We start from the raw sequence: 11,325 nt of genomic DNA, 5'->3' as shown, positions 1-11,325 counted from the left end.
TGCCCGACCTACCAGCATCAACATGCTGAAGGTGAAGGAGGATTACCTGCATATCAAGCATGTCAGGCTACCGACGACGGGAGCTCCGGTCGCCCGCTGTGACGAACTCCAGCTGGCCTTCGCGCACCAGACGCGGCAGATCAGGTTGGCGGCGAGCAGCTTGGGGCGGTCAGTACGCCGTCAGCCACTCAAGAGAGATCGGACAGGTGCAAACGTCCGGCGATGCGGTCGGCAGACACCGAGTGCGTTCAGAGCCGCAATCGCCGACGCGCCGTAGCCCTTGTTCTTGGCAAATCCATAGCCGGGGTGCAGCGCGTCCAAGCGAACCATCTCAGCATCACGGGCAACCTTTGCCAGGATGGCGGCAGCCATGATCGCCTCCTCTGTTCTGTCACCGCCAGGCACCGCTCTTACCTCGGCCACCTCCAGCTTCGGGGCATGGGCGCCGTCAACGAGGCACAGCGTCGGCCGCGGGTCCAACAGGGCGACAGCCCGCGCCATCGCAGTCCAGGACGCGGACAGGATGTTCAGTGTGTCGATCTCCTCGACGGACGCGCTTGCAACGGCGAAGAGCTGCGCGCGTTGGCGGATCTGGACGGCCAGCTGTTCACGTTTGCCCGCACTGATCCTCTTCGAATCGCGAAGGCCGACGATGCCGTGATCGGCGGGCAGCACGACTGCGGCGGCATAGACCGGTCCTGCAATACAGCCCATACCTACCTCGTCGATCCCAGCGGTCAGCACGCCTCCATCGTGCTGGCAGTGTCAAGTAGGTGCTTCAGTCATGCGTCGTTACATCGTGCGAGCTGCGGCGATCAGCACCGCGCCGGTCGCGGCATGTGCGGATGTCGGGCCGGTTGGATGACGCCGGTGCCGTGGTGGATGTCTAGGCTGCGTCGGGTGTCGGCCGTATCGGTGAGGGTCCTGGCCACGGTGCTCGGGGCGGGAGCGTTCGGGGCGGGGGTTTTCGACAGCTTCGTGCTGCAACCGCTGTCGTGGCGGATCGAGCCCCGCGGGCTCGGCGTGGCGCTGGGGTTGCTCGCTCCGACGGTCGGACGCGCACCCTCCGCCTGTCGCCGTACCATCTGGCCGTGGACTCGGCGTTCCTTGCCCCCGTCATCCGTCACTACGCCGAACAGCCCCAGCACCGCGCCCGGATCGGCACCTGTCAGGAGCTCGAACGCCTCCAGGCCGGCTTCGCCGCATGGCACGGCACGCCGGACCACCGGCTGACGGCCCTCGCCGCCGCCTCGGAGTCTTGAGGGAGTACATGGCCAGGCACGCCCGAGGCTGGAGTCCGTCGACCTTCATGCCGTTTCGTCCGACTCCGGCGCGGGCCGGCCTGCTGCTTGCGGGCGTACTGATGGCGGCGGCAGCCTACGGCCTCACCGCGCTGTGCGGCCGGCTCCGCATGGACATCGTGCGCACGGGCACCTGTACCGTCGCCTCGGTGACGGGCGGGAGCAGGGAACATCTCACCGTCCGGCTCGACGACGGAACCCGGATCGGCCTGTACGGATACGGCCTCGACCTGAGCCCCGGAACCCGGCTGCGGATCTGCGTCAGCACCGGCGGCACCTGGGCCGACGCGCGAGGCGACTCGAGCAACTGGCTGCTGACCTCGGAGCCTGCCGTCTTCCCGGCCGCGGCCGCGGGTGTTCTGGCGATCCTGGCCCTCTACGCCGGTGACGGCGACCGGATCGGGCGCCGGGACGAGACCGGTCACGCACGTGAGCAGGCACGCCGGCCAACCGAGCTTCATCCTTGATCGGGAGGGCGCTCATCGGCCGCATGGTCGGACTCGCCGTGCTGCCAGGCCTGGAAGCGGTGACGGCCGGGGTGGGCCGACACCGCGGCCCTCTGGACGAGGTCGCCCGCAGGCTCAAAGATAAGCGTTGGGGATAGAAAATCAGCCGTGTACTACGGTGCGTCACCAACTGTGATGAGCGCCGGAACTCCCGCCGCGGCAGATGCGGATGTTGGCCTTGCCGTGTATTCCATGGACATCTGGCTTGGACGTGTGCACACTCCGCGGAGTGCGTACCTCGGATGCGGACCTGGCCCTGCAATGGCTTGCCGGGGCAGGGATAACACCGCTCGGCCCCGGTCGGTGGCTGGACCGTGAGCCGCCCGGCGTGACGGAGATGTCGAACGACGACGTGGCGTTGGTGGGCGCGTACAGCATCCTGGACGACGACGAATCAAGTGGTGTACAGCGTGTTCACACCGCGCTGGGCCTGCTGGACCTGACGGGTTCGTTCCAGGTGATGATCTTCTTGAACGGCTACGTCCACGACCACGACGACCCAGCGGTCATCGACGCCTTCTGGGCCGGCTGTCGAACCCGTCTGGAGGCAGCCGATCCGATCGAGCACCTGCGGCTGTCCCTACGAACGTACTGGTTCCTCGGCAGGACCGCAGAGGCCGCATTCGCCGCGTTGCTAGGCGACGAGGTACGCCGTCTCGCCACGAACGGTCGCCTGCCTGAACTGGCCCACGGTCCGCTGCACCACCGTGCCCGTCACGTGCTGGAAGACTCCGGCACGATCCGCTGGACCCACAAACACCACATCTTCCAGGCCGTCGCGACCGTCACCGAACTCCACCCGGCGGTCTTCCTCGGCCTGCTGGACGGCTATCACGAGCTCTACGGCGACCTGCAACCGGCGGACGCGCTCGCGCTGCTGGAGCGCCTGCACCTTCCAGCCGACACCGAACACCTCTCACAGTTGCGGACGGTGCTGGCCAAAGGCGCCAAGAACCACCGCTACGACCCAGCTTTATGGAATGCGTAGCACCTGCAGGTTCGTGACCCAATGAACATGATCGATTCTCGCTCATCGGCAGATCCGAGCACTTCGCGCCCGAGCGAGTCCGTGATCACTTGTACGCAGCGTGAACGGACCCGGGAGTGGCCGTCGCCACCACCGCGCGGTCATGATCCGCGAGTGTTGCCGGTTCCCACGAACATCGTCAGCGAGGCCGCCCACACCGGCACATAGGCCGGGGGGAACTGCAGGCCCCGGTGGTGCCACCGGCCGGTCGACCACGACGTCGTCGACATCGACGTGAAGCTGCCAGCGCCCGACGAGTTGGTGTTCCAGCCGCCAGCCGTGTATCCCAGCGTCGTCAGCGGGCGGAGGTGGGTCGCCGGTGGTGGGCCCTGCACCACTCGCTCCTGCCAGTTCTCCGTGGTGTCGGTGTGCGTGGTCGGGCCGTATCCCCACGAGGTCGACACGCTGTGGGTGTGCGCTCGCGGACGAGCGTGTAGGTCTGATAGACGCCCAGCGTGAACGCCAGCACCGCCGCCCACAGCGGCCAGACCACGACGCCGACGAGCACGCCGAGCCCGCCGTCGACCAGGCCGATGAGCCGGTCGGGCACCCAGAACACCACCAGCGCGAGCGCCTGACCGACATATCGGCCGGCGACCGCGAGCACCAGCCACAGCGCGATCAGGGCGCGCCAGGGAACCTTGCCGTACCACAGTGCCCGCGCGGCGAGCATTGCCACTGCCAGCGCCAGCAGCACGACGTCGAACCGCAGCGGGGCCCGGCCGTAGTACACCGCGCCGCCGCTCAGGATCAGGCCCGTGGCGAGCCGGCCGAGCCGCACCCGCCACTCGACGCCGGTGAACGCCGAGCGCAGGAGCCACCAGGCAAGTAGCGCACCGCCGAGCACGAGCGCCGGCCGGGCCGCGGAACGGCCCTCGAACTGCTCGTGCAGTATCCAGAACAGCGCGACCGTCGCCGTGAGCCCGGCGAGTTGTGCGAGAAATCCCCGTACTCCCATGCATCGATTGTCGACGAAATTCGCGGGCCTGACCACGGCGATTCCGGGTGGCCGGTCCAGCGCGGAAACCGCCACGTAGCCGAAGACCAACGTCAGGGGGTCGAAACTGCGACGGCGCCCCGACCACTGCCGCTCGCGCCGTCAGGCAGGTAGTGCCACGGCCACGGAGACCGTCGCGGGCGTGGGGGCGTAGCGGACGCGCTGGGTGCGGTCGGGGCGGCCGTCGCCGGAGCCACCAGGCGTGGCGGTCACAGTGCCGCCCAGGGCGACCGTGACGGTGCCGACGCGGGTCCCGGCCGGAACCTCGAAGCTGCCGTGCAACAGCGGTTCCTTGGGCGCGAACACCGGATCCTGCTCATAGGTGCCGGCCATCGCCGGCACCCGAGTCCCGTCGGGCAGCGTGAACACCAGCGCGGTCGGCAGATCCAGGCTCTGCAGCAGGTAGAACGGCATCCGGATCCGCTGGCCGTCGACGTAGAGCGAGTTCGAGGTGAATCGCATCGAGATCCGCAGCCAGGCGCGGCCCGCCGGTGCCCAGTGCATCGCGGGGTCGTAGATGATCCGGCTGACGGTGATCGGGGTCAGCACGATCGTGTACGGACGGCTCTGGCCGAACGCGGTGACCGTGCCGGTGACGGTGGTGGAACCGGACAGCGGCTGCGCCGTGGACTGCTGGAACTCGACGGCGGCGTCCGGGCCGAGCGCGCCGGTCCGCAGGTCGAGGCTCTGGGCACGACCTTCGTCGGTGACGGTGAGGGTGAGCGGCGCACCGACCGGCACGACCATGGCGAACAGCGTGTCGAAGCCGGACCCGGACGGGGTCGGGACCTGCAGGACCGTGGCACCGGCACTCACTCGGCAGATGACCTGCCCGGGATTGGTGCCGATGCCGGAGCTCCCCAACCGGATCAGGGCCAGCTCGAATCCTTCCGCCGCAACGCCGGTCGCGGCATGGTCGCCCATGAAGAAGGCGAATTCGCGGCTGCGGGTGCCGATCTGCCGACCGGCGAGCCTGATCTCGAAGTGCGGCCCGGCCAGCGAGGGCGCCGGGTCACCGGCGGCCGGCAGCTTCGTGTTGCTGTGGTCGAGCACCTTGGCGACGTCGCGGTAGACCACCTCCTTGCCCTTCGTGTCGCCGCAGCCGGCCCCGACCATCACCATGGTGATCGCTGCCACGACGGCGGCCCCGACCCGTCGGGCATGCATCAACCGGTCCCCCATGGCCGGTGACTATAACCATCAATGCCGGCCATCGCCGCCCGCGGCGAACTGCGCCGTCCACGTAGGCGGTGCGTCCCACGCCCCGACTCCACCGGTGAGGACTGGTGCCGATGCGTCAATCATGTTGAGTTCCGAGTTGCGGGTCGGTGGGATTGAGCTCGTCGAGCAAGGCGTTGGCGAGGCCTATCTTGCGATCTGTGTCGTCGGCCAGTGCGAGGATGACGAGGCTGGACCGTTGGTCGGGGATGCGGATGAGTTGGTTGCGCAGGCCGGGCCAGCCGCCGCCGTGGCGGTAGATGCGGCGCCCGGCGTGGGTCCGGAGGCCGAGGCCCCATGCGTAGTCGAGGGTGGTGCCGTCGTCGAGGGTGCCGGGTGTGTGCAGCAGCGTCGAGATGCCCAGTTCGTCGGCTTCGAGGGCCTGATTCCAGCGGATCAGGTCGTGCGCGGTCGTCCAGATGCCGCCGTCGCCGAGGGATAGCGGCGAGTGGTGCGGCCCCGGGCGGGTGCGGTGTGGGTCCGGGCCAATACTGGCTGCCGTTCATGCGCAGCGGCGCGAACACGCGCGCGGGCGAACTCGGGCAGCGGCTGGTCGGCCGCGCGTTCGACCGCGACGGCCAGGCAGATGTATCCGGCATTGGAGTACAGGTATTGACTGCCCGGGGTGCTCGGGGCCTCCGTTGACCGGGCCAGTGCTCCGATGATGCCGGCGGTGGTGCGGTCGTGATCGGTGTCGATGAGCGTGTCGATGCGGTCGTCGGCAGGCAGCCCCGCGATGTGGTGGACGAGGTGGCGCAGGTGGATTGCGTGCGCCCAACTGGGCAGTTCGGGCATCCATTGCGCGAGCGTGGAATGCATGTCCAGGCGGCCTTGGCCGACGAGGAGTGCGGCGCAGGCCGCGGTGATCTGTTTGGTCAGGGATGCGGCGTAGACGGGTGTTGAGGCGGTCAGCGGCTCACCGGTCGAAGTCGACCCGTGGGCTACGAAGACTGGTGGTGCCGCACGCTGCTGGATGCCGACGACGATCGGTTGGTCGGTGGTGTAGTGAGCCTGTTCGATCAGCATGGCTGTGCGGTGGCGGAGATTGGACATCTTGGCTGCTTTCGGGTCCATGGCACCGGTCGTCCTGACTGGCCTCCGGCTCGGTAGGCGTGAAGTCGTAGGCGGCCCAGTCGGCGATCGGGACGAATCCGATGCGTTGGTAGAGGGCGCTGCTGGTGGGGTTGGCGGCGTTCGTGAACAGGACGATGTCCGTTGCGCCTTCGGCGAGCGCGGCTCTGCTCACCTCGGCGGTCACGGCGCCCGCGTAGCCGTGGCCGCGCAGGTGGGCCGGGGTGTAGACGGGGTCCACCCGGACCTGACCGGCGACCATCGGGTTCACGCCCGCCATGGAGACGGGCGTGCCGTCCGGGGCCTCCCAGAACGTACAGCGTTTCTCGGCGAAGCGAGTGTCGGCCCAGGAAGCGGCGTCAATCGTGACAGCCTCCCCGACGTCCGCGGCGAACTCGCGGCACCAGCGCATGAGGTGCTCGTGGTCCCGCTCCAGCGCGGTATGCGTGGCCGGACGCGGCCCAGCGCTGACGGGTGAGCAGAGTACCGGTCGGCCGTAGGCCGCGATGATTCCGCCCTGTCGTGCAACACGGGTGGCGCGCAGCTTCGTGTTAGGGGTGAGCAGGGAGGCGAGTTGACATTCGAGGAGTACGTGGCGGCGCGGTTGCCGGCGCTGCTGCGGCAGGCGACGGTGCTGGCCAGCGATCCGCACGTGGCTGAGGATGTCGTCCAGGACGTCCTCATCAAGGCGCAGCCGAAGTGGGCGCGGATCTGCGAGTTGGACGCACCGGACGCGTACCTGCGCAAGATGATCGTGAATGAGCTGCTGTCCGCCCGCCGGCGGGTAGCTGCCGCCCTCCGCCGGGAACGGGCCCAATGGCCGGCACCGGCCCAGAATGACGTCGACGTGATCGTGCTGCGTGAGGCGATCCTGCAGGTGATCCGTACCCTCCCGGTCCGTCAGCGCCTCGTGATCGCGCTGCGCTTCTACGAGGACATGTCCGACGCCGACATTGCCGCGTTACTGGACTGCACCGAGGGGACGGTGCGTAGTCAAGCGTCGCGTGCGCTGGCCAAACTGCGTGAGATGGCGGCGACGCAACCAGTACTGGAGGACAAATGATCGACGCCGATGCCATCCGAAGCGCCTTCGCCGCCCTCGCCGACGAGGCCCCGCCACCGGAGCGGATCCACGCTTCGCTGGCCGTCCGCGCGCGCCGGCACCGCCAGCGCCGGCTGGTCCTGCGGCTCGCCGGCGCCGGTACGGTCGCGGCCGCCACCGGCGTCGCGGCGGCTGGAGTGTGGCGCTTCACCCGGCCGCCGGAGTCGAGGTTCCCGGTGCTGCACGCCGGTCCCGGCGGCGGCTGGCTGGAGGTTCCCCTGCGCTTCCGTCCGACATGGCTGCCCCGTGGGTACGGCGAAGGGCAACGTGGCGTCGTCGTGGATGGGACGCAGGCACCCGTGGTCTCGCGGGGCTGGCAGACAGGCGACATGAGCCAGGGGATCTCGTTGATGGTCGGCTGGCACTCATCGCTCGATCCCGACCGGCCGAACGGTCCACTGACAACGATTGACGTCAATGGAGTGCCGGGCCAGCTCGTCCAGGTCGGCGATCAGACTCTCGGCACGTTCCTCACCTGGCAGCCGCCTGGCCAGCCGCAGCTGTTGATCAGCGTACACACCGATGATGGCGCGGACGCCCAACAGAACCTGGCCGTCCGGGTCGCGCGCTCAGTGCGGCCGGATCCGGGAGTCACCTCGGTCGGCCCGCGCTTCGGCTGGCTGCCGCTCGACATTGCTGCCACGCCCTGGCGGCTGGCACACGGATTTGCAGGCACCGACTGGGTCCAGGATGTGAGGGTGAGCGGCACCGGCGGACGGCAGCTCATCATCAGCATGGGGACCAGCGCCGAGATGCGCCTGGCGAACACGTTCACCAGCGAACCGGTCCGCATCCGCGACTGGAGCGGCTGGCAGGTGCCGGCGATGAGACAGCTCTTCCTGGCGCTGCCCGACGGCGTCGAGGTGTCCGCCCAACTCGACGATGGACCCGGCGGCGAACAGGTCATGCCCAACCTGATTCGGATCATCGAGGAGTTTGAGTTCGGACCATGGCCGGACATGAGCTGGATCGGTGGACGTTGAGGTTCAGGCCCGACCACCCGGCGGGCACGTGGCCCTACCGGAAACACGTCCTCGTCACGACATGGGCCGAGGCACGCACATCGGCTACTTATCTACTGGTGGTACGACCGCAGCCCGGCCAGGCTGGGTCGAGGTGACCGGCGGGGTGGCTCTCACATCGGCTGCCCACTGCTGTTTGGTGTGGCTCACTCGTGGCATGCGTCCTGCCGGTCACCGCGGCGTGGAGAGGCTCCAGAGGGGTCTGCCCAGCTCGAAGTAGCGCTGCCCTCCTCGCTGACATCAGCACCGTCAGATCGAGGAGGGACGGCATGGCACGCGTCATCATCGGCATGGACCCGCACAAGCGGTCCGCGACCGTCGAGATCATCAACGACCGGGAGAAGGTCCTGGCCCAGGGGCGGTTCGGCACGGACCGCGATGGCTACACCGCGATGCTCAAGGCTGGCCGGCAGCACAAGGACCGGGTCTGGGCGGTCGAGGGCTGTAACGGCATCGGCCGGCACATCGCCCAGCGGCTCGTCGCCGACGGCGAAACCGTGCTCGACGTCCCGGCGAAGCTGTCCGCACGGGCTCGCCTGTTCGACACCGCCCAGGGTCGAAAGACCGACCCCGCCGACGCGCACTGCGTCGCGGTGGCCGCGTTGCGAGCCAACGGCTTGCGCCAGGTTGTCGTCGATGACGTCACGGTCGCGTTGAAGCTGCTCGTCGACCGCCGTGACGTGCTGGGCCAGACCCGCACCGACGCAGTGAGCCGGCTGCATCATCTGCTGCTCGAGCTTGTGCCAGGCGGGGCGAAACAGTTCCTGTCCGCACCGCAGGCCCGCGCGCTGCTCAGCACCGTCCGACCCCGCGACATCGTCGGGCGCACCCGCCGGCAGCTGGCCTCTGAGTTGATCACCGAGGTCGCGGTCATCGACAAGAAGATCAAAGCAGCGAACGCGCAACTCACCGAACTTATCGCCTCAACCGGCAGCACTCTGCAGCAGCTGAACGGGGTCGGACCATCGGGCGCAGCCCGGCTGGTGGGCGACATCGGCGACATCAGTCGCTTCGCCACCCGCGACCATTTCGCGTCCTGGAACGGCACCGCACCCATCGACGCGTCCTCCGGCGACCAGCGCCGTCACCGGCTGTCCCGCGCCGGGGAACCGGCGCATCAACCGGGTCCTGCACATCATGGCCATCGTCCAGCTCCGCCGCGACACCGAGGGCCGCGCCTACTACCGGCGCAAACTCGCCGCGGGCAAAAGCCCGATGGAAGCCATGCGGGCCCTGAAACGCCGACTGTCCAACGTGGTCTATCAGCAAATGGTCAAGGACGCGGAACGCGTCAGGACGGGCCCGGGAGGGCAAACGGGAGCGACTCTGCAATCCAGCGCGGCCGGCTCGATCCCGACAGCCAGCACTTCGGAGAAGCCACTTCCCGGACCCGCCAAAACTCACTCTAGAACACCGCTACTGGCAGCCTCTTGACACAGAGGGGTGCCAAGACAGGAAGCGTCGGCGTCGCCGGGGCGCGTCGCTCGCTGTGACGATCACGGTGCTGGCGCCGCGCGAGACCAGCGGCAGATCCGGATACGCCCGGGCAAGGCCACGCCACGTGAGGATCGGTTGGGTCCTCGTGATCGCTGCTGCCGGCGTACCGACGGCTCGTCCGCAACCTGCGCAGCGGCTGACCCTACGATGGGCCGGTGTACGAGCTGCCCGATGACCTCCTGCGGCCACTGCCCGGCACCATCACCTTCTGGGCGGAGGGCAGCCGCGCCGTCGTTCCGGCCGGCGGCATCTGGTCGATCCTGATCCCGCTCGCACCGTTCTCCGCAACCGACCCCTACGACCCCACCACGTTTCGCAACGGCCTCGACGGCCCGGAGACGATCGCCCCCACCATCGCCGGCGACCTGATCGACCTGCCCGGCACTAACCTCGCCGCGCTGCGCGGCCTCCGGTGCGACTTCCCCGTCGACCCGTACAACGACGGCTACCTCGACGTGACGATCAACCTGTGCGGATCGCACAACCCGCTCGACGTCTCCCGCATCGAGTTCGGCGAGACACGCGACGGGGAGATCGACGCCGAGCTACAGGCGACGATCGACTTCACGCAGGAAAACGTGCAGATCCGCAACCGTGCGCTCGTCCTGCCGCTGACCCTGCGCCACGAACGCCGCGGCTGATGTGCGTTGAGCTCGTGCGGGACTCGGCCCGGCTCCAGGAGGTTGATCCGATCGTGTTGGCGGAGGTGCGGCTTCAGCCGCACCATCAGCCGACCGGCGTCACGCGTCACAACCTCGGCGCCCCGGGTGGGACAGGGGCAGAGTTTCCGCGCCCGGTTTCCCTGCAGGTCGTGCAGTACCCCGGTGATGAGCCACGGGTTTACCTGTTCTACTGCGACGAGAGCGGCGAGGAGATGACCGACACCGATCACGACTCCGTCGAGGAGGCATTCGGGCAGGCCTGTGCCGAATTCGGCGTTCTTCACCATGAATGGGCCTGGCGGCCGCGTAACGCCTGATGGCGGAGTGCCCGGGTGGCCGCCCTTCGCATCTGCTCATCGGCACCAGCGAGCACGCCAGCTGTCGTTCGTTGCCGAGCCTGAGGCGACGAAGCGTGACGATCTCCGTGCTGGCCGCCGCGCTACCGGCGGCATGTGCGGATACCTGGATTGTCGGCGGCGAGTCCGACCGCTCACGCTGGTGACGATGGGCAGTCCACCTCGAGGATCAGCTCAGCCATGTCCAGGAGCCGTTGGTAGTACTCGCGGCCGTCGTCGTCCAGATCCGGGATGACGCGAAGCAGGCGCTGTTCGTACTCGGCGAGGATGTTCCATCGCCAATCATCCAGGTCACCGGCCCGCGCCAGCCAGACGGAGATACAACCGCTCGGGAAGCTGTCCATCATGACCATGTCGAAGCCGGCCACATCGGCACCGCGCCATCGGCTCGGGAAAGGTGCCTTGCGGTGCGCCTCGTAGAGGGCTGCGACCGCCGCCAACCGGTCCGTAAGATCCAACGGCTTTCCCTTCCTCGACCAACGCGGCAACGGTACGGGCGCAAGCTCATCGGCATGACCGGAGCTGCCGACCGCGGTCGGGCGTCGCCTGGTTCGCCGCCTGCACGG

At 68.5% G+C, this 11,325-nt stretch carries 13 protein-coding genes and 1 pseudogene; 8 read left to right on the top strand and 6 right to left on the bottom strand.

Features of this window, described 5'->3' with window-relative positions; translation table 11 throughout:
• Positions 1-180: 180 nt before the first annotated feature.
• On the bottom strand, positions 181-744 hold the full coding sequence (locus ACFPIJ_RS26155; protein WP_380118202.1) for a ribonuclease HII: 564 nt from the start codon (positions 742-744) through the stop codon (positions 181-183).
• A 347-nt stretch (positions 745-1,091) separates the two neighbouring features.
• On the opposite strand from ACFPIJ_RS26155, the gene ACFPIJ_RS26150 reads away from it, so the two are divergent.
• The 3 genes from ACFPIJ_RS26150 to ACFPIJ_RS26140 all read left to right on the top strand — a co-directional run bounded on the left by ACFPIJ_RS26150 (position 1,092) and on the right by ACFPIJ_RS26140 (position 2,795).
• Positions 1,092-1,262, top strand: a complete 171-nt coding sequence (locus tag ACFPIJ_RS26150; RefSeq protein ID WP_380118200.1) for a hypothetical protein — start codon at positions 1,092-1,094, stop codon at positions 1,260-1,262.
• 47 nt (positions 1,263-1,309) lie between these two features.
• Entirely contained in the window at positions 1,310-1,768 is a 459-nt protein-coding gene (locus ACFPIJ_RS26145; RefSeq protein WP_380118198.1) for a hypothetical protein, read from the top strand.
• Between the two features lie 268 nt (positions 1,769-2,036).
• A complete protein-coding gene (locus ACFPIJ_RS26140) occupies positions 2,037-2,795 on the top strand; it encodes a hypothetical protein (protein WP_380118196.1) in 759 nt (252 codons plus the stop codon).
• Positions 2,796-3,129: 334 nt separating this feature from the next.
• Here ACFPIJ_RS26140 and ACFPIJ_RS26135 read toward each other — a convergent pair whose 3' ends face one another.
• From ACFPIJ_RS26135 to ACFPIJ_RS26120, 4 genes and pseudogenes are all read right to left on the bottom strand, one after another.
• Positions 3,130-3,792 (bottom strand): hypothetical protein, encoded by a 663-nt coding sequence (locus ACFPIJ_RS26135; protein WP_380118193.1) that lies wholly within the window; start codon positions 3,790-3,792, stop codon positions 3,130-3,132.
• Between the two features lie 141 nt (positions 3,793-3,933).
• Positions 3,934-5,013 (bottom strand): hypothetical protein, encoded by a 1,080-nt coding sequence (locus ACFPIJ_RS26130; protein WP_380118190.1) that lies wholly within the window; start codon positions 5,011-5,013, stop codon positions 3,934-3,936.
• Between the two features lie 115 nt (positions 5,014-5,128).
• A pseudogene (locus ACFPIJ_RS26125) lies at positions 5,129-6,075 on the bottom strand (serine hydrolase domain-containing protein).
• On the bottom strand, positions 5,966-6,532 hold the full coding sequence (locus tag ACFPIJ_RS26120; protein WP_380118187.1) for a GNAT family N-acetyltransferase: 567 nt from the start codon (positions 6,530-6,532) through the stop codon (positions 5,966-5,968). Before ACFPIJ_RS26120 ends, ACFPIJ_RS26125 begins: the two are co-directional and overlap by 110 nt.
• 162 nt (positions 6,533-6,694) lie before the next feature.
• Here ACFPIJ_RS26120 and ACFPIJ_RS26115 point away from each other — a divergent pair, with 162 nt between their 5' ends.
• The 5 genes from ACFPIJ_RS26115 (at position 6,695) to ACFPIJ_RS26095 (ending at position 10,720) form a co-directional block, all read left to right on the top strand.
• Entirely contained in the window at positions 6,695-7,183 is a 489-nt protein-coding gene (locus ACFPIJ_RS26115) for a SigE family RNA polymerase sigma factor (RefSeq protein ID WP_380118184.1), read from the top strand.
• A 215-nt stretch (positions 7,184-7,398) separates the two neighbouring features.
• Positions 7,399-8,205 (top strand): hypothetical protein, encoded by an 807-nt coding sequence (locus ACFPIJ_RS26110; RefSeq protein WP_380118182.1) that lies wholly within the window; start codon positions 7,399-7,401, stop codon positions 8,203-8,205.
• A gap of 308 nt (positions 8,206-8,513) precedes the next feature.
• Positions 8,514-9,653 (top strand): IS110 family RNA-guided transposase, encoded by a 1,140-nt coding sequence (locus ACFPIJ_RS26105; protein ID WP_380118180.1) that lies wholly within the window; start codon positions 8,514-8,516, stop codon positions 9,651-9,653.
• 243 nt (positions 9,654-9,896) lie between these two features.
• Positions 9,897-10,382, top strand: a complete 486-nt coding sequence (locus ACFPIJ_RS26100; RefSeq protein ID WP_380118178.1) for a hypothetical protein — start codon at positions 9,897-9,899, stop codon at positions 10,380-10,382.
• Positions 10,382-10,720: a hypothetical protein gene (locus tag ACFPIJ_RS26095; RefSeq protein ID WP_380118175.1), complete on the top strand. Its 339-nt coding sequence runs from the start codon at positions 10,382-10,384 to the stop codon at positions 10,718-10,720. The genes ACFPIJ_RS26100 and ACFPIJ_RS26095 overlap by 1 nt, the downstream gene beginning before the upstream one ends.
• Before the next feature lie 173 nt (positions 10,721-10,893).
• Here ACFPIJ_RS26095 and ACFPIJ_RS26090 read toward each other — a convergent pair whose 3' ends face one another.
• A complete protein-coding gene (locus ACFPIJ_RS26090) occupies positions 10,894-11,127 on the bottom strand; it encodes a hypothetical protein (protein WP_380118172.1) in 234 nt (77 codons plus the stop codon).
• Positions 11,128-11,325: the final 198 nt, after the last annotated feature.

Source organism: Dactylosporangium cerinum, assembly GCF_042653625.1.
Classification (GTDB): Bacteria; Actinomycetota; Actinomycetes; order Mycobacteriales; family Micromonosporaceae; genus Dactylosporangium; species Dactylosporangium cerinum.
The sequence above is the reverse complement of the archived record's forward strand: the minus strand, read 5'-3'. Positions and strand labels throughout refer to the sequence as shown.